Source organism: Streptomyces bambusae (assembly GCF_019400985.1).
GTDB classification, from domain to species: domain Bacteria; phylum Actinomycetota; class Actinomycetes; order Streptomycetales; family Streptomycetaceae; genus Streptomyces; species Streptomyces bambusae_A.
In genome coordinates, this window is the sequence record NZ_WTFF01000009.1 from 44,193 (window position 1) to 61,350 (window position 17,158).

General features: G+C 69.0%; 18 protein-coding genes and 3 tRNA genes. 3 read left to right on the top strand and 18 right to left on the bottom strand.

The genetic code is table 11. The features are described 5' to 3' along the window. Window positions 1–75 precede the first annotated feature (75 nt). The 9 genes from rpoB to GPJ59_RS02995 form a co-directional block, all read right to left on the bottom strand. Window positions 76–3,558, bottom strand: coding sequence for a DNA-directed RNA polymerase subunit beta (gene rpoB / locus GPJ59_RS02955; RefSeq protein ID WP_219664746.1), 3,483 nt, complete (start codon window positions 3,556–3,558; stop codon window positions 76–78). 563 nt (window positions 3,559–4,121) lie between these two features. Beyond that, entirely contained in the window at window positions 4,122–4,505 is a 384-nt protein-coding gene (gene rplL / locus GPJ59_RS02960) for a 50S ribosomal protein L7/L12 (protein WP_219664747.1), read from the bottom strand. 112 nt (window positions 4,506–4,617) lie between these two features. Continuing rightward, the gene (gene rplJ / locus GPJ59_RS02965; protein WP_219664748.1) at window positions 4,618–5,148 is read right to left on the bottom strand and encodes a 50S ribosomal protein L10; all 531 of its coding nucleotides are present in this window, start codon (window positions 5,146–5,148) and stop codon (window positions 4,618–4,620) included. Between the two features lie 303 nt (window positions 5,149–5,451). Next, the gene (locus GPJ59_RS02970; protein ID WP_219664749.1) at window positions 5,452–6,315 is read right to left on the bottom strand and encodes an LppX_LprAFG lipoprotein; all 864 of its coding nucleotides are present in this window, start codon (window positions 6,313–6,315) and stop codon (window positions 5,452–5,454) included. Between the two features lie 161 nt (window positions 6,316–6,476). Beyond that, window positions 6,477–7,205 (bottom strand): 50S ribosomal protein L1, encoded by a 729-nt coding sequence (gene rplA, locus GPJ59_RS02975; RefSeq protein ID WP_219664750.1) that lies wholly within the window; start codon window positions 7,203–7,205, stop codon window positions 6,477–6,479. Window positions 7,206–7,294: 89 nt separating this feature from the next. Beyond that, the gene (rplK, locus tag GPJ59_RS02980) at window positions 7,295–7,729 is read right to left on the bottom strand and encodes a 50S ribosomal protein L11 (protein ID WP_219664751.1); all 435 of its coding nucleotides are present in this window, start codon (window positions 7,727–7,729) and stop codon (window positions 7,295–7,297) included. Between the two features lie 182 nt (window positions 7,730–7,911). Next, on the bottom strand, window positions 7,912–8,829 hold the full coding sequence (nusG, locus tag GPJ59_RS02985) for a transcription termination/antitermination protein NusG (RefSeq protein ID WP_219664752.1): 918 nt from the start codon (window positions 8,827–8,829) through the stop codon (window positions 7,912–7,914). Between the two features lie 84 nt (window positions 8,830–8,913). Further along, window positions 8,914–9,195, bottom strand: coding sequence for a preprotein translocase subunit SecE (gene secE, locus GPJ59_RS02990; RefSeq protein ID WP_219664753.1), 282 nt, complete (start codon window positions 9,193–9,195; stop codon window positions 8,914–8,916). A gap of 105 nt (window positions 9,196–9,300) precedes the next feature. Then, a tRNA-Trp gene (locus GPJ59_RS02995) sits at window positions 9,301–9,373 on the bottom strand. A gap of 203 nt (window positions 9,374–9,576) precedes the next feature. Here GPJ59_RS02995 and GPJ59_RS03000 point away from each other — a divergent pair. Together GPJ59_RS03000 and GPJ59_RS03005 are read left to right on the top strand one after the other, a co-directional pair. Further along, window positions 9,577–10,803: a pyridoxal phosphate-dependent aminotransferase gene (locus GPJ59_RS03000; protein ID WP_219664754.1), complete on the top strand. Its 1,227-nt coding sequence runs from the start codon at window positions 9,577–9,579 to the stop codon at window positions 10,801–10,803. Between the two features lie 335 nt (window positions 10,804–11,138). Beyond that, window positions 11,139–12,158 (top strand): adenosine deaminase, encoded by a 1,020-nt coding sequence (locus GPJ59_RS03005; protein WP_219664755.1) that lies wholly within the window; start codon window positions 11,139–11,141, stop codon window positions 12,156–12,158. A 55-nt stretch (window positions 12,159–12,213) separates the two neighbouring features. Here GPJ59_RS03005 and GPJ59_RS03010 read toward each other — a convergent pair whose 3' ends face one another. The 9 genes from GPJ59_RS03010 to GPJ59_RS03050 all read right to left on the bottom strand — a co-directional run bounded on the left by GPJ59_RS03010 (window position 12,214) and on the right by GPJ59_RS03050 (window position 16,440). Continuing rightward, window positions 12,214–12,633 (bottom strand): hypothetical protein, encoded by a 420-nt coding sequence (locus GPJ59_RS03010; protein ID WP_219664756.1) that lies wholly within the window; start codon window positions 12,631–12,633, stop codon window positions 12,214–12,216. Between the two features lie 6 nt (window positions 12,634–12,639). Then, window positions 12,640–13,695, bottom strand: a complete 1,056-nt coding sequence (locus GPJ59_RS03015; protein WP_219664757.1) for a UDP-N-acetylmuramate dehydrogenase — start codon at window positions 13,693–13,695, stop codon at window positions 12,640–12,642. Window positions 13,696–13,760: 65 nt separating this feature from the next. After that, entirely contained in the window at window positions 13,761–14,165 is a 405-nt protein-coding gene (locus tag GPJ59_RS03020; RefSeq protein WP_219664758.1) for a DUF3291 domain-containing protein, read from the bottom strand. Window positions 14,166–14,275: 110 nt separating this feature from the next. Continuing rightward, window positions 14,276–14,845, bottom strand: coding sequence for a TetR/AcrR family transcriptional regulator (locus tag GPJ59_RS03025; protein ID WP_219664759.1), 570 nt, complete (start codon window positions 14,843–14,845; stop codon window positions 14,276–14,278). Between the two features lie 159 nt (window positions 14,846–15,004). Continuing rightward, the gene (locus tag GPJ59_RS03030) at window positions 15,005–15,433 is read right to left on the bottom strand and encodes a MaoC family dehydratase (RefSeq protein WP_219664760.1); all 429 of its coding nucleotides are present in this window, start codon (window positions 15,431–15,433) and stop codon (window positions 15,005–15,007) included. 4 nt (window positions 15,434–15,437) lie between these two features. Beyond that, complete coding sequence (locus GPJ59_RS03035; RefSeq protein ID WP_219664761.1) at window positions 15,438–15,890, bottom strand: MaoC family dehydratase N-terminal domain-containing protein; 453 nt, start codon at window positions 15,888–15,890, stop codon at window positions 15,438–15,440. 103 nt (window positions 15,891–15,993) lie between these two features. Further along, a complete protein-coding gene (gene rpmG / locus GPJ59_RS03040; RefSeq protein WP_007265873.1) occupies window positions 15,994–16,158 on the bottom strand; it encodes a 50S ribosomal protein L33 in 165 nt (54 codons plus the stop codon). A gap of 88 nt (window positions 16,159–16,246) precedes the next feature. After that, window positions 16,247–16,319 (bottom strand) — tRNA-Met (locus tag GPJ59_RS03045). Between the two features lie 48 nt (window positions 16,320–16,367). Beyond that, window positions 16,368–16,440: transfer RNA gene (locus GPJ59_RS03050), tRNA-Thr, on the bottom strand. 448 nt (window positions 16,441–16,888) lie between these two features. Here GPJ59_RS03050 and GPJ59_RS03055 point away from each other — a divergent pair. Next, the coding region (locus GPJ59_RS03055; RefSeq protein ID WP_219664762.1) for a hypothetical protein at window positions 16,889–17,158 on the top strand (270 nt) is incomplete at its 3' end.

The following is a 17,158-nucleotide window of genomic DNA, read 5'->3' on the forward strand; positions in this document are numbered from 1 at the left end:
GTCGTGTCTCTTGATCAGTGGTCTGAAACGGTCCCGGGGACGGCGGGGGCTCTTGTGGAGCCCCCGCCGGGCCCGTCAGACCTCTTCGACGCTGCTCGGCTCGCGCCGGGACAGGTCGATACCGAGCTCCTCCGCCGCGCGGAAGACGTCCTCGTCGGTGTCGCGCATCTCGATGGACATGCCGTCCGAGGACAGCACCTCCACATTGAGGCAGAGCGACTGCATTTCCTTGATGAGCACCTTGAAGGACTCGGGAATGCCCGGCTCGGGGATGTTCTCGCCCTTGACGATGGCCTCGTAGACCTTCACGCGGCCGGTGACGTCGTCGGACTTGATGGTCAGCAGCTCCTGGAGGGCGTACGCGGCGCCGTATGCCTCCAGCGCCCACACCTCCATCTCACCGAAGCGCTGGCCACCGAACTGCGCCTTACCACCCAGCGGCTGCTGCGTGATCATCGAGTACGGACCGGTCGAACGCGCGTGCAGCTTGTCGTCGACCAGGTGGTGGAGCTTGAGGATGTACATGTACCCGACCGAGATCGGGTCCGGGAACGGCTCGCCGGAGCGGCCGTCGAACAGGCGCGCCTTGCCGGACGGGAGCACCATGCGCTCGCCGTCGCGGTTCGGGATCGTGTGCTGCAGGAGGCCGGCGAGCTCGTCCTCACGGGCACCGTCGAAGACCGGGGTCGCGACGTTGGTGCCGGGGGCGACGGAGTCGGCGCCGATGGCCTGCAGGCGCTGGGCCCACTCGTCCCCGAGGCCGGAGACGTCCCAGCCGCGGCTGGCGAGCCAGCCGAGGTGGATCTCGAGGACCTGTCCCGGGTTCATTCGGGACGGGACGCCGAGCGGGTTGAGGATGATGTCGACCGGGGTGCCGTCCTCCAGGAAGGGCATGTCCTCGATCGGGAGGATCTTGGAGATGACACCCTTGTTGCCGTGGCGGCCGGCGAGCTTGTCACCGTCGGTGATCTTGCGCTTCTGGGCGACGTAGACGCGGACCAGCTGGTTCACGCCCGGGGGAAGCTCGTCGCCCTCCTCGCGGTCGAAGACGCGGACGCCGATGACCTTGCCGGTCTCGCCGTGCGGGACCTTCAGCGAGGTGTCACGGACCTCACGGGCCTTCTCACCGAAGATCGCGCGGAGCAGGCGCTCCTCGGGGGTCAGCTCGGTCTCACCCTTCGGGGTGACCTTGCCGACCAGGATGTCGCCGGCGACGACCTCGGCACCGATCCGGATGATGCCGCGCTCGTCGAGGTCGGCGAGGACCTCCTCGGAGACGTTCGGGATGTCCCGGGTGATCTCCTCGGGGCCCAGCTTGGTGTCACGGGCGTCGACCTCGTGCTCCTCGATGTGGATCGAGGAGAGGACGTCGTCCTGCACGAGGCGCTGCGACAGGATGATCGCGTCCTCGTAGTTGTGGCCCTCCCACGGCATGAACGCGACCAGCAGGTTCTTGCCGAGCGCCATCTCGCCGAGCTCGGTGGCGGGACCGTCGGCCAGGACCTGGCCCTCGACCACGCGGTCGCCCTCGTTGACGACGACCTTCTGGTTGACCGAGGTGCCCTGGTTGGAGCGGGAGAACTTCGCGACGCGGTACGTGGTGTACGTGCCGTCGTCGTTGGCGACGGTGACGTAGTCGGCCGAGACCTCCTGGATGACACCGTCCTTCTCCGCCTTGATGACGTCACCGGCGTCGACCGCACAGCGGTACTCCATGCCGGTGCCGACCAGCGGGGCCTCCGCCTTGATGAGCGGAACGGCCTGGCGCATCATGTTCGCGCCCATGAGGGCGCGGTTGGCGTCGTCGTGCTCCAGGAAGGGGATCATCGCGGTGGCGACGGACACCATCTGGCGCGGCGAGACGTCCATGTAGTCGACGTCGGTGCCGGGGACGTAGTCGACCTCGCCGCCACGGCGGCGGACCAGGACGCGGCCCTCGGCGAAGCGCAGCTCCTCGTCCAGGCGCGCGTTGGCCTGGGCGATGACGAAGCGGTCTTCCTCGTCGGCGGTCAGGTAGTCGACCTCGTCGGTGACCTGGCCGTCGACGACCTTGCGGTACGGGGTCTCGACGAAGCCGAACGCGTTGACGCGGCCGTAGGAGGCGAGCGAGCCGATCAGACCGATGTTCGGGCCTTCAGGGGTCTCGATCGGGCACATGCGGCCGTAGTGCGACGGGTGGACGTCTCGGACCTCGAAGCCGGCCCGCTCACGGGACAGACCACCCGGGCCGAGCGCGGACAGACGACGCTTGTGCGTCAGCCCGGACAGCGGGTTGTTCTGGTCCATGAACTGCGACAGCTGGCTGGTGCCGAAGAACTCCTTGATGGAGGCGACGACCGGCCGGATGTTGATCAGGGTCTGCGGCGTGATCGCCTCGACGTCCTGGGTGGTCATGCGCTCGCGCACGACGCGCTCCATGCGGGCCAGACCCGTGCGGACCTGGTTCTGGATGAGCTCGCCGACGTTGCGCAGACGACGGTTGCCGAAGTGGTCGATGTCATCGACCTCGACGACGATGTTCGTGCCGTTCTCACCGACGGTCTCGACCTCGCCCGCGTGGAGCTTCACGAGGTACTTGATCGTGGCGATGATGTCGTCGGTGGTCAGCACACCGGCGTCGAGCGGCTCGTCCGCGCCGAGCTTCTTGTTGACCTTGTAGCGGCCGACCTTCGCGAGGTCGTAGCGCTTCGGGTTGAAGTACAGGTTCTCCAGCAGCGTCTGCGCGGCCTCGCGGGTCGGCGGCTCGCCCGGACGCAGCTTGCGGTAGATGTCGAGCAGCGCGTCGTCCTGGCCCTGGGTGTGGTCCTTCTCCAGGGTGGCGCGCATGGACTCGTACTCGCCGAACTCCTCGAGGATCTGCTCGGTGGTCCAGCCGAGAGCCTTCAGGAGGACGGTGACGGACTGCTTGCGCTTACGGTCGATACGGACGCCGACCATGTCGCGCTTGTCGACCTCCATCTCCAGCCAGGCACCCCGGGACGGGATGATCTTGGCGGAGAAGATGTCCTTGTCGGACGTCTTGTCGATGGAGGAGTCGAAGTAGACACCGGGGGAGCGCACCAGCTGCGACACGACGACACGCTCGGTGCCGTTGATCACGAAGGTGCCCTTGTTGGTCATGAGCGGGAAGTCGCCCATGAAGACCGTCTGAGACTTGATCTCACCGGTCTCGTTGTTCGTGAACTCGGCCGTGACGAACAGGGGCGCGGCGTACGTGAAGTCGCGCTCCTTGCACTCGTCGACGGAGTTCTTCGCCGGCTCGAAGCGGTGGTCGCGGAAGGTCAGCGACATCGACCCGGAGAAGTCCTCGATCGGCGAGATCTCCTCGAAGATCTCTTCCAGACCGGACTTGGTGGGGACGTCCTGTCCACTCTCAAGGGCAGACTCGACGCGAGCCTTCCAGGCCGCATTGCCGAGCAGCCAGTCAAAGCTCTCGGTCTGCAGCGCCAGGAGGTTCGGGACCTCGAGGGGCTCCTTGATCTTTGCAAAGGAGATGCGCAGCGGGGCGGTGCTGGCGCCAGTGTTCGTATTGGTCGAGGCGTTGCGCGAGGCGGCCAAGAGGGGGTCCTTCCGAGGGCTCGGACTCACTACGCGCGTACCGGTCCCAGCCGACACAGAAGACGGATGACTCCTGATCCGACCAAAAGGCCAGGTCAGAGACGCTCAGTCAGTGTGGTTCAGCGTGGGCATGCCCCTGGCGACGGGCAGGGGACAGCTAACAGGCAGCGCAAAGGGTCAGTGTAGCCACTTGGCTCACTGATGTCCAGACCAGGTTTCCGGAGTCCGGCAACAGGCCTTCCCCACTGTTGTTCAAACCAACCCTGCGATCAACGCTGCGGCCCTCGTGCACAGAGCGCGTATCAATACTGCCCTCTTCGTAGTCGATCCATGCCTCGGATCCGGATCGACCTGGCGACGGTCCTGAGAATTGCGCGCCGCGTGCCGTTCGTCAAGGCCCCCTGCTCCGTGCGGATCATCGCCGGACCCGGCAGCAGGGCAACGAAGATCACCATACTCCCCAACGAGAGCGGGGCAAGTCAGGCACTGCGGATACGCCGAAGGGCGACCACCCTTTCGGGTGATCGCCCTTCGTCAGAGGCCGTCAGGCGGCCTCGGAGGTGTTACTTGACCTCGACGGCCGCACCGGCAGCCTTGAGGGACTCGGCGGCCTTCTCAGCGGCCTCCTTGTTGACCTTCTCGAGGACCGGCTTCGGGGTGCCGTCGACGAGGTCCTTGGCCTCCTTCAGACCCAGGGAGGTCAGCTCACGCACGACCTTGATGACCTGGATCTTCTTGTCGCCGGCGCCGGTGAGGATGACGTCGAACTCGTCCTTCTCCTCAGCGGCCTCGGCCGGGGCACCGGGGACGCCGGCGGCGGCAACGGCGACCGGGGCGGCGGCGGTGACGTCGAACTTGTCCTCGAAGGCCTTCACGAACTCGGCGAGCTCGATGAGGGTCATCTCCTCGAACTGAGCGAGCAGGTCGTCCTGAGACAGCTTCGCCATGATGGGCGATCCTTCCACGTAATTCGGCTGGTGCCGAGATGTATCGAAAGGCGGGCGTAACGGCCCGCTACGACCCGCGCACTAGGCGGCGCGGATCAATGCGCGAGCCGAATTACTCGGCACCGCCCTGCTCGGCCTGCTTGGCGCGAAGCGCGTCCACGGTGCGGACGAGCTTCGACGGGAGCGCCTGGAAGAGCGCGGCAGCCTGGGACTGCTTGCCCTTCATGGCACCCGCCAGCTTGGCGAGCAGAACCTCGCGGGACTCGAGGTCCGCAAGCTTCTTGATCTCATCGGCCGACAGCGCCTTGCCGTCAAGGACGCCGGCCTTGATGATGAGGTTCGGGTTTTCCTTGGCGAAGTCACGCAGGGCCTTCGCCGACTCCACCGGGTCACCGGTGACGAAGGCGACCGCGGTCGGACCAGCGAAGTGCTCGTCCAGCGCGGTGATCCCGGCCTGGTTGGCCGCAATCTTGGTCAGCGTGTTCTTCACCACGGCGTACTGGGCGTTCTCACCGAGAGAGCGACGCAGCGTCTTGAGCTGCGCGACGGTGAGACCCCGGTACTCGGTCAGCACGGCGGCGTTGGAGCTCTGGAACGCGTCCGTGAGCTCGGCCACCGATGCAGCCTTGTTGGGCGTCGGCATGGTGCGTCGGCCTCCTTCCGGGTGATGAGGACCGCTCAGAAGGGGCTGACAAAACAAAGCGCCCCGGGCGCAGGCGCACGGGGCAGTGCTCGACCGGAACGAGTCCGGGAGCTTTTCCAGTGTCACCTGCGCGGGTCGCCCGCTCTGAGCGGATCCTTCGGTCACCGGGCCCTGACGGACACAGCGACGACCAGCGGTCTTTGGCTTCTGTGGAACTGTACGTGACCCGCCCCCGGGAGGGCAAATCGCCCTCCCGGCCTCCGACGAGGGACCCCGGCTCCGCCCGACCGCCGGCCGGCCGGCTCAGCCCTGCTGCTGCCCGGCCCCGCCCAGCTCGGCGAGGTCCATGACCTGGTCGGCCGGCGGCGCGGTCACCTCGACCGGCTTGTTGATGTCCAGGAACTTGATGGTCATGTCCAGCGGGCCCGAGGTGCCCTGGCCGCGGGTGCGGAACTGCTTGGTCTGGTCGTTCTCGTCGATCCAGATGTCCATGACCAGGTCCTTGATGCCCTGGGCCTCCATCTCCTTGAGGTTCTTCTCCTGCCGCGCCTTGGCCTCAGGCGTGGCGGTGGCGCTCTGGGCCTTGAGCTGGTCGAGGGTGACGGTGCCGGTCAGGTGCGTGGTCTTCTGCCCGTCCACGGTCTCCTCGCCGACCTTCTTCAGGTCCTTGGCGGCACTGAGGTTCCCGGCCTTGTCCCCCGGGTTCTCACCCTGCTGCTGGCCGGCGCCGAGCGCGTCCAGCTGCTTGGCCTGGTCCGGGGCCAGGGCCTTGAGGTCGAACTTCAGCCACTTGCCCTCGGAGCCCATGTACACGGCGCCGTCGAGGAGGCGGATCTCCACGCTCTCCCCCGGCTTCTCGGGCGAGGCCATCTTCATGGACATGGCCACGGTGGGCTTGATCCGCATGCTGGTCTCGCCGGAGATGTTCTCCCCCGCGGCCGTGCCCGACATGGTGTACCGGAGGGAGTTGATCTCCTCCGACTTCTTCTTCGTCTTCTCCAGGTACGTGGCCGGCGCCGCCTCGGCGGGCTTCTGGGCGGCCTGGGACGGCGCGGAGGCGCCCTTGTCCTTCTTGCCGTCCTTACCGCCCTCGCACGCGGTCGCGCCTCCTGCGAGCAGGACGGCGGCCAGGACGGCACCGGCGGTCTTGCGGTACTTCACGTTCATGGTGTTCCCCCCATGGTGCTGCTGTTACTACGAGTGACTCTACGTGTCAGGTCTGACAGTAATCGCACAGGGTTCGCACAGCACAAGAAAAACGGGCCCTCCGCCGCCCGCAAAGGGAGGCAGAGGGCCCGTTTCAGCCACTCAGAGAGCCGTTACGAGGCTCAGACCGCGGCCGGGTCCTCCTCGGTGAGGAGGTTGCGGGTGCGGTTCGGGTCCAGCTGGATGCCGGGGCCCATGGTGGTGGTCAGGGCGGCCTTCTTCAGGTAGCGGCCCTTCGCGGCGGACGGCTTCAGACGGAGGATCTCCTCCAGGGCCGCGCCGTAGTTCTCGACCAGCTGCTCATCGGTGAAGGAGACCTTGCCGATGATGAAGTGCAGGTTCGAGTGCTTGTCGACGCGGAACTCGATCTTGCCGCCCTTGATGTCGGTGACGGCCTTGGCCACGTCCATCGTCACGGTGCCGGTCTTCGGGTTCGGCATCAGACCACGCGGACCGAGCACGCGGCCGAGGCGGCCGACCTTGCCCATGAGGTCCGGGGTGGCGACAACCGCGTCGAACTCGTTCAGGCGGTTGCCCTTGGCGATCTCGTCGATCAGCTCGTCGTTGCCGACGATGTCGGCGCCAGCGGCCTCCGCGGCCGCAGCACGGTCACCGGTCGCGAAGACCAGGACCCGGGCGGTCTTACCGGTGCCGTGCGGGAGGTTCACGGTGCCACGGACCATCTGGTCGGCCTTGCGCGGGTCAACACCCAGGCGGAAGGCGACCTCGACGGTGGCGTCGAACTTGACCGAGGAGGTCTCCTTGGCGAGACGGACGGCCTCGAGCGGGGCGTACAGCTTCTCCCGGTCGACCTTGGCGTCCGCAGCGCGGAGATTCTTGCTGCGCTTCACTTCTGCTCCTGTGTGTATTGCTTCAGGGTGTGGAGTCGTGGTGCGGACCAGCGCTTGGCCCTACCACTAGGTACTGCTGGAGGCTGAACTCAGCCCTCGATCGTGATGCCCATGGAGCGGGCGGTGCCGGCGATGATCTTCTCGGCGGCGTCGAGGTCGTTGGCGTTCAGGTCGGGCATCTTGGTGGTGGCGATGTCCCGGACCTGGTCGCGCGTCAGCTTGGCGACCTTGGTCTTGTGGGGCTCGCCGGAGCCCTTGTCCACACCCGCGGCCTTGAGGATCAGGCGGGCGGCCGGCGGAGTCTTGGTCACGAAGGTGAAGGAGCGGTCCTCGTAGACCGTGATCTCCACCGGCACGACCATGCCACGCTGCGACTCGGTCGCGGCGTTGTAGGCCTTGCAGAACTCCATGATGTTGACGCCGTGCTGACCCAGCGCGGGGCCGACCGGCGGGGCCGGGTTGGCCGCACCGGCATTGATCTGGAGCTTGATAAGCCCCGTGACCTTCTTCTTCTTGGGAGGCATTGCTCTCTCCGGGTCCTAGTGAGAGTTTTCCAGCCGCCGATCCGGGTCATCCGGATGGAGGCATACCGCACCACGATAACGGGTATGGGTGCGGGGCTTAAAACCGAGCAGGTCAGACCGCCCCAGCGGGGCCGGCCTGACCTGTCCGGAAGCTTTCGCCCAGAAGATCCGTACGGAGTGGATCAGTTCTTCTGGATCTGGTCGAAGCTCAGCTCGACGGGGGTCTCGCGGCCGAAGATCTCGACGAGGCCCTTGACCTTCTTCGAGTCGGCGTTGATCTCGTTGATGGTGGCCTGGAGCGTGGCGAACGGGCCGTCGGTGACGGTGACCGAGTCGCCGACCTCGAAGTCCAGGACCTCGACGGTGCGCTTGACGGCGGGCGCCGGCAGACCGGCGGCCTCGGCGGCGGCCTTCTCGGCCTTCTCCTTGGCCTCCGGGGCGAGCATCTTGACGATCTCGTCCAGGGTCAGCGGGTACGGGTCGTAGGCGTTGCCCACGAAGCCGGTGACGCCGGGCGTGTTGCGGACGACGCCCCAGGACTCGTTCGTCAGGTCCATGCGGACGAGCACGTAGCCGGGCAGCTTGTTCTGCCGGACGTTCTTGCGCTCGCCGTTCTTGATCTGGACGATCTCTTCCTCGGGCACCTCGGCCTGGTAGATGAACTCCTCGACGTTCAGCGAGACGGCACGCTGTTCGAGGTTCGCCTTCACGCGCTTCTCGTAGCCGGCGTAGGTGTGGATCACGTACCACTCGCCGGGGAGCGTGCGCAGCTCCTCGCGCAGGGCCTCGATGGGGTCGACGGGCTCGGCCGGCTCCTCCGGAGCCTCCTCGGCAGCGGCCTCGACGACGGCGTCCTCGTCGGCCTCGACCTCGTCGGTCTCGTCCTCGTAGGACTCGACGTCCTCGTCGACGTCCTCGTCGGCGGTCTCGGAGTCGTCCTCGATGTGCAGGGCGGCGTCCTCGGCGGGCACGCCGGCCTCGGCGGCGTCGGCGAGCTCGGCCTCGTCAGGGTCCACAGCGTCCGCCGCCTCGACGATGTCGAGCTCGTCCTCGACGGACTCGACGGAGTCGGGGCTCACGTTCAGGTTCGGGTCAGACACGGTGGCTGCTTCTTCCTGGATACAAAAATGGGTGGAACATGCGAAAACGGGCGGCACCCATCAAGGCGCCGCCCTCCGCGGGGATCAGCCGAAGACGAACTTGATGGCTTCCTGGAACCCATAGTCAATCACGGTAACCAGACCGATCATGATGACCACGAAGACAATCACCACGGTGGTGTACGTCGTCAGCTGGCTACGAGTGGGCCAGACGACCTTGCGGAGTTCCGCGACGATCTGGCGGTAGAACAGCGCGAGACGGCCCAGAGGGCCCTTCTTCCCGCGCTTGCCACCCTTACGGGCCTTCTTGTCGCGGGTCGCGTCCTCGGCGTCAGGCATGTCGATGGAGCCCAGGGCGTCCGTCACGTCTCTCACCTGAATCCGGGTCATGGCCGTGCCGCGCCCGGTTGAGCCGCACGGCGGTGCATCGAAGTACGTACCTGCGCACACATCCGGCGAAGGAGTGTGGAGCAGGGCCGGAGGGACTCGAACCCCCAACCGCTGGTTTTGGAGACCAGTGCTCTACCAATTGAGCTACGACCCTTTGCGTCCCCCAACCTACCGCATCCGAGCGGGTGCACGGAGTGCGCACGCTTTCCTGCGGCTGGCGAGGTCCAACGACAGGTGAGTGTACGTGGTCCCGGCCCCGACGTCGAACAGGAATGATCCGTACGGCTTGCGGACGGTCATCGTCCGCTCCCTGAAACGTCGCGCCGCGGGCCCGCACCGTCTGGGACGATGGGCCGCATGACCTCTGCAACGCCTTCCTCCGAGCGCCGGGTGTCCGCCCGTATCGGCGCCATTTCCGAGTCCGCCACGCTCGCCGTGGACGCCAAGGCCAAGGCCCTCAAGGCCGCCGGGCGCCCGGTGATCGGCTTCGGCGCGGGCGAGCCCGACTTCCCGACCCCGGACTACATCGTCGAGGCCGCGGTCGAGGCCTGCCGCAACCCGAAGTACCACCGCTACACGCCCGCCGGCGGCCTGCCGGAGCTGAAGGCAGCGATCGCCGCGAAGACGCTGCGCGACTCGGGCTACGAGGTCGACGCGTCGCAGGTGCTGGTGACCAACGGCGGCAAGCAGGCCATCTACGAGGCCTTCGCCGCGATCCTGGACCCGGGTGACGAGGTCATCGTCCCGGCTCCGTACTGGACCACCTACCCGGAGTCGATCCGGCTGGCCGGCGGCGTCCCGGTCGAGGTCGTCGCCGACGAGACCACCGGCTACCGGGTCTCCGTCGAGCAGCTGGAGGCCGCGCGCACCGAGCGCACCAAGGTCGTCCTGTTCGTCTCCCCCTCGAACCCGACCGGCGCGGTCTACAGCGAGGAGGACGCGAAGGCGATCGGCGAGTGGGCCGCCGAGCACGGCCTGTGGGTGCTGACCGACGAGATCTACGAGCACCTCGTCTACGGCGACGCGAAGTTCACCTCCCTGCCGGTGCTGGTGCCGGCCCTGCGCGACAAGTGCATCGTCGTCAACGGCGTCGCCAAGACGTACGCGATGACGGGCTGGCGCGTGGGCTGGGTCATCGCCCCGCAGGACGTCGTCAAGGCCGCGACGAACCTGCAGTCGCACGCCACCTCGAACGTCTCGAACGTGGCCCAGGTCGCCGCGCTCGCAGCCGTCTCCGGCGACCTGGAGGCCGTCGCGGAGATGCGCAAGGCCTTCGACCGCCGCCGCCGGACGATGGTGAAGATGCTCAACGAGATCGACGGCGTGGTCTGCCCGACCCCGGAGGGCGCGTTCTACGCCTACCCGTCGGTCAAGGCGCTCCTCGGCAAGGAGATCCGCGGCAAGCGCCCGCAGACCTCCGCGGAGCTCGCCTCGCTGATCCTGGACGAGGCCGAGGTCGCGGTCGTCCCGGGCGAGGCCTTCGGCACCCCGGGCTACCTGCGCCTGTCGTACGCGCTGGGCGACGAGGACCTGGTCGAGGGCGTGTCCCGGATCCAGAAGCTGCTGGCGGAGGCCAAGGCGTAGGCCTCCGGCGGTTCCGCAGTACGGAGCGGCGTCACCCCGAGCGGGGCGACGCCGCTCCGGCTTTCACTCTCCAGCCCCGTTGGCGTTAACTCTCCAGCCCCGCCGGCGTTTGAGGCGCGGGGTCTGGGGCGGAGCCCCGGCCTTTACCAGCCCCGCCGGCGTTTGAGGCGCGGGGTCTGGGGCGGAGCCCCAGTTCCGGGAAGGGGCGGGGAGGGGATCAGCTCCGCGCAGCGGCCCGGCCCCACCCCACCCCCCACCTTCGTATTCAGGTTCGGGCAAGCTCCCGTTCAGGGAATCGGCTGCCGATCGGGTGACAGATGCGGCAGGATCACCAGATGGAGCACGCACGCGATCTCACGCTTCTGCCGAAGGCCCACCTCCACCTGCACTTCACGGGCTCGATGCGCCCGTCGACCCTGCTGGAGCTCGCCGACAAGTACGGCGTCCGCCTCCCCGACGCCCTCACCGCGGGTCAGCCCCCCAAGCTCCGGGCCACCGACGAGCGCGGCTGGTTCCGCTTCCAGCGGCTCTACGACGCCGCCCGCAGCTGTCTGCGCGAGCCGGACGACATCCGCCGGCTGGTCCGCGAGGCCGCGGAGGAGGACGTACGGGACGGCGCGGGCTGGCTGGAGATCCAGGTGGACCCCACCTCGTACGCGCCCCACCTGGGCGGGCTGATCCCGGCCGTGGAGATCATCCTCGACGCCGTCGACGCCGCCTCCCGCGACACCGGCCTCGGCATCCGCGTGCTGATCGCCGCGAACCGCATGAAGCACCCCCTGGACGCCCGCACCCTGGCCCGGCTGGCCGTACGCCACGCCGACCGCGGCATCGTCGGCTTCGGCCTGTCCAACGACGAGCGGCGCGGCATGGCCCGTGACTTCGACCGGGCCTTCGCCATCGCCCGTGAGGGCGGTCTGCTCGCGGCGCCGCACGGGGGTGAGCTGGCCGGGCCGTCCTCGGTCCGCGACTGCCTGGACGATCTGCACGCCTCGCGGATCGGCCACGGCGTACGGGCGGCGGAGGACCCGCGGCTGCTGAAGCGGCTGGCGGACCGGCAGGTGACCTGCGAGGTCTGCCCGGCCTCCAACGTGGCCCTCGGCGTCTACGAGCGCCCCGAGGACGTCCCCCTGCGCACCCTCTTCGAGGCCGGGGTGCCGATGGCGCTGGGCGCCGACGACCCGCTGCTCTTCGGCTCGCGGCTGGCCGCGCAGTACGAGATCGCGCGCCGCCACCACGCCTTCACGGACGCGGAGCTCGCCGAGCTGGCCCGGCAGTCGGTGCGCGGCTCGGCAGCGCCCGAGGAGGTACAGGCCAAGCTGCTGGCGGGCATCGACCACTGGCTGGCGGTCTGAGCGGGGCCGGCGCGGTCGGCGCGTCAGCCCTTGTGGAGCGCTTGCGGTCGGCCCGTCAGCGCATCAGGCGCAGGTCGCCCTCGTAGCAGTCGGCCCGTACCCGGCGGCCGTCCGGGAAGCCGATCTCCAGGTGGGTGCGGCCCTGCTCGGGCAGCGCGTGCTCGGTGACCGAGGCGACCGTGTCGCCCACGTGGCGTAGGAAGGCGTGGTCCCCGAGGTCCTCGCCGACCTCGATGCGCCCCCACTCCCCCATGTCGTACGACTCGTGGGGAGGGGTGGACTCGACGATGAGGCAGCGGTCGGACCCGGTGGTGATCCGGGTGGTGTCACCCGTCGTGTCGATCAGCCAGACGTCCAGCGGCGCCTCGGAGCGCTCGCCGTCGCTGACGTGCCAGGACGCGACGATGCGGCTGATCGTGCGTCCCACCAGGCGGGTGGGGTCCGTACCGGCGGCCCCGTGCAGGGGACACAGCATGGCGGCTCAGATGGTGACGCCGACTGTCACGGGCTCGTTGACCAGCGTGACCCCGAAGGCCTCGTGGACGCCCGCGCGGACCTCGCGGGCGAGGGCGACGAGGTCCTCGGTGGTGGCCCCGCCGCGGTTGGTGAGGGCGAGGGTGTGCTTGGTGGAGATCCGGGCGGGACCGGTGCCGTAGCCCTTGGTGAAGCCGGCCTTGTCGATCAGCCAGGCCGCGCTGGTCTTCGTACGGCCCTCGCCGGCCGGGTAGGCGGGCGGGGCGGTGTCGGGGCCGAGGCGCTCCTGGGCGCGGGCGAGGAAGGCGGCGTAGGCCTCGTCGGTCAGGATCGGGTTGTGGAAGAAGGAGCCGGCCGACCAGGTGTCGTGGTCGGCGGGGTCGAGCACCATGCCCTTGCCGGCGCGCAGCCGCAGGACCGTCTCGCGCGCGGTGGCGGCGGGGACCCGGTCGCCGGCCTCGACGCCGAGGGCGCGGGCGGTCTCGGGGTACTTGATCGGCGCGGACAGGCCGCCGGCGTCCTCCAGTGCGAAGCGGACGCGCAGCACGACGTACCGGTCCGGCTCGTCCTTGAACATGCTGTGCCGGTAGGCGAAGCGGCACTCGGCGTTGGTCAGGGTGACCGTTTCGCCGGTGCTCCGGTCGTAGGCGACGACCTCGGTGATCGTGTCGCGGACCTCCTGGCCGTACGCGCCGACGTTCTGGATCGGGGTCGCGCCGGCGGAGCCGGGGATTCCGGCGAGGCACTCGATGCCGGCGAGGCCGGCCTCGACGGTGCGGGCGACGGCGTCGGACCAGTTCTCGCCGGCGGCGAGCTCCAGGGTGGTGCCGTCGAGCGTGAAGCCGGTGGTCGCGATGCGCAGGGCGGTGCCGTCGAAGCCGCCGTCACCGATGACCAGGTTGCTGCCGCCGCCGATGACCAGGAGCGGGGTGCCCCGCTCGTCGGCCGCGCGGACGGCGGCGACGACCTCGGCGTCGGTGGTCGCGGTGACCAGCCGGGCCGCGGGGCCGCCGAGGCGGAAGGTGGTCAGCGGGGCGAGGGGGGCGTCGTGGAGTTCCTGCACGAGCACAAGAGTACGGTCCGCGGCTCCGGCTTCCCGGCGGGGCCACGGACCGTACGTCCCGGCGGTCAGGGCCGGGCCTGCTCCTGGGCGGCAAGGCGGCGTTCGGCCTCCTCCCAGGTGATGGGCAGGTCGGAGGCCTTAGCGGTCCAGAAGGTGAAGGCGGACTCCTTCATGAACGCGGCGGCGGCGCGGGAGCTGGAGCGGTGTGGCTCGCCGGCCGCGAAGCGGTGGAGGGCGTCGCGGTCCTGCCAGGCGGAGAGGGTGAGGAAGGTACGGCGCGGGATCCGGGCGCGGAGGGCGGCGCCGTGGGCGCCGGTGGCCTTGCGGATCTGGCCGATGATCCCCGGCGCCCGGAGGGCGAACCGGAGGGCGCCGAGCAGGGTCCGGGTCTCGAAGCGGGAGGCCATGACGTAGACCTCGGTGTCGGGCGAGGCGGGTGGGGTGGGCGTCGTCCAGGGCATGTCGGGCATGGCTGAGCTCCTTCGTGCGGGTGTCGGGAGTATGGTTAGTAATTGCTGACTAACTTTCTCGGCCAAAAGAACGCGCCGCCTCGGACAGTGACAGGACGGGACGGCGCGCGCTACTTCTCCAGGCGGCCCTCGGCGGACCCCGAGGGGACGAGGCCCTCCCAGATGCGGTGCCCGGGCGGGAAGCCCATGGCGGTGAGCGTGTTGATCAGCATCCCCTGCGCCATGAAGACCGTGGTCTCGACGTCGTCGCCGCCCAGGGGCACGCGGACGGTGTCCCACAGCTCCAGCCAGCCGGCCCGTACGAGCTCGCCGAGCTCGCGGTCGCCGGCCGCCTCGGCCGCGGCCACGGTGACGTACATCTGGAGCTGCATCTGGAGGGTGTGCGGGTCCTCGGCGATCAGCCGCATGTAGGCGTGGGCCATGGCGTTCCGGGCCTCCTCCCCGTGCAGCCCGTCCGCCGCCTCGGCGAACACCCGGCGGGTGTCCTCCAGGCAGCGGGCGGCGGCGGCGAGGAAGATGGCCTGCTTGTTCGGGAACAGGCGGAAGAGGTACGGCTGCGAGACACCGACGCGCTTGGCGATCGCCTCGGTGGACGTGCCGTAGTAGCCGCCGCGGGCGAACTCCCGCATGGCAGCCCCGATGACGCTCTCGCGCCGCTCCTCCGCGCTCATCCTGACCATGCAGCTAAGTTAGTACTCAATCACTAACTACGCAACGCAGAAGAAGGCAAGAAGGAGGGGCCCGTAGCGAACCGGCCGACTGGCCGACCGGCAGACCACGAGGCCCCTCTCACGCATGCGCGCATCTCACGCGTGCGCGCATCTCACGCATGTGCGCACTCAGCCGAGCTGGACGACTGCCCGGGACATCCCGAGGACCTTCTGCCCGGCGCTGGTGGCCGTGAGGTCCACGCGCACCCGGTTGTCGTCGAGCTTGGCGGCGACCTTGCCGCTGACCTCGATCAGCGCGCCGGTCTCGTCGTTCGGGACCACGACCGGCTTGGTGAAGCGCACGCCGTACTCCACGACCGCGCCCGGGTCGCCCGTCCAGTCGGTGACCACGCGGATCGCCTCGGCCATCGTGAACATGCCGTGCGCGATCACGTCCGGCAGCCCGACCTCCTTGGCGAACTTCTCGTTCCAGTGGATCGGGTTGAAGTCACCGGAGGCGCCCGCATACCGGACGAGCGTGGCGCGTGTCACAGGGAAGGACTGGGCCGGGAGTTCGGTGCCGACCTCGACGTCCGCGTAGTTGATCCTGGCGGTCATTGCCTCAGCCTTCCTCGGCGGCGCGGGACACGAGCTTGGTCCAGGCCGTCACCACGTGCTCGCCGGTGGCGTCGTGGACCTCGCCCCGGATGTCGATGATGTCGTTCCCCGCCATCGTCTTGACCGCCTCGATGACCGAGGTGACCGACAGCCGGTCGCCGGCACGCACGGGGCGCTTGTACGCGAACTTCTGGTCGCCGTGCACCACGCGGTCGTAGTTCAGGCCCAGCTGCGGGTCCTGGACGACCTGACCGGCGGCCTTGAAAGTGATCGCAAACACAAAAGTCGGCGGCGCGATCACATCGGGGTGGCCGAGTTCCTTGGCGGCATCCGGATCGGTGTAGGCGGGGTTGCTGTCGCCCACGGCCTCCGCGAATTCGCGGATCTTCTCCCGGCCGACCTCGTACGGATCGGTGGGCGGGTACGTCCGCCCCACGAAGGACTGGTCGAGCGCCATGGCTCACTACCTCCTGGTAGAAACTGCGAAAACGACACGAGGCCGTCCCCCGGAAAAGGGGGACGACCTCATGACTGTGCCTGTGTCCGAAGACGCGCTGGGGTCAGCGGGTCTCGCGGTGCGCGGTGTGCGAGTTGCAGCGCGGGCAGTGCTTCTTCATCTCCATGCGGTCCGGGTTGTTACGCCGGTTCTTCTTGGTGATGTAGTTCCGCTCCTTGCACTCCACGCAGGCCAGCGTGATCTTCGGGCGGACGTCGGTGGCAGCCACGTGAGTGCTCCTTGACGGACAGATGGACGGATGAACGCAGAAAAGAGTAGCCGATCGGGAGACCGACCCCACAATCGGCTACTGTGTGTAGCGGCGACCGGACTTGAACCGGTGACACAGCGATTATGAGCCGCTTGCTCTACCGACTGAGCTACGCCGCTTTGATGCGATCCGCTCCCCACCCGAGGGTGGGGAACTTCTCTCACCAGAGCCCCAATGCGGAATCGAACCGCAGACCTTCTCCTTACCATGGAGACGCTCTACCGACTGAGCTATTGGGGCGAGCAGGGAAGACATTACACGGCCTCCGGCCGATCGCCCAAATCCTTTGCGCCGGGGCCTCCCGGGGGGCCTTCGGCGGGGTGCGGGGGCGGGTGTTCCGGGCTGTCGCGCGCCCGACGCAGGCGCGACCTGCGAGCCGCGCCGGGCGCCACGGCGGCCGGCCGGGACGCACTCGTGCCAACCCGTCCCGGCTGCGAGCCGGGACGGACACGTACGCACCGGACCCCGTCCCGTACCCGGCCCGTACCGGCCCGCACCCGACGCGCGGGCGCCGAGCCCGGGGCGCACGGTGACAGGCGGTGAGCACCGGCCGAGCACCGAGGGGACGGCGCAGCCGGGGCCGGGCCCAGTCCTGTGGCCGGAGGGCGAGGCAGAGGTCGGGCGCGGGACGCGGAGCGGGCGCAGGCCCGGGACGGGCATCGGCGCGGGACCGGGGCACAGGCCCAGGGTGGGCATCGGCGCAGGCCCGGCACGGGCACAGGCCGGGACCGGAGACGAGGCGAAGGTCGGGCGCGGGACCCGGCGCGGGCGCGGGACCCGGCGCGGGCGCAGGCCCGGCACGGGCACAGACCCGGCACGGGCACAGGCCCGGGAGCGGGCGCAGGCCCAGGAGCGGGCGCAGGCCCAGGAGCGGGCGCAGGCCCAGGAGCGGGCGCAGGCCCAGGAGCGGGCGCAGGCCCAGGAGCGGGCGCAGGCCCAGGAGCGGGCGCAGGCCCAG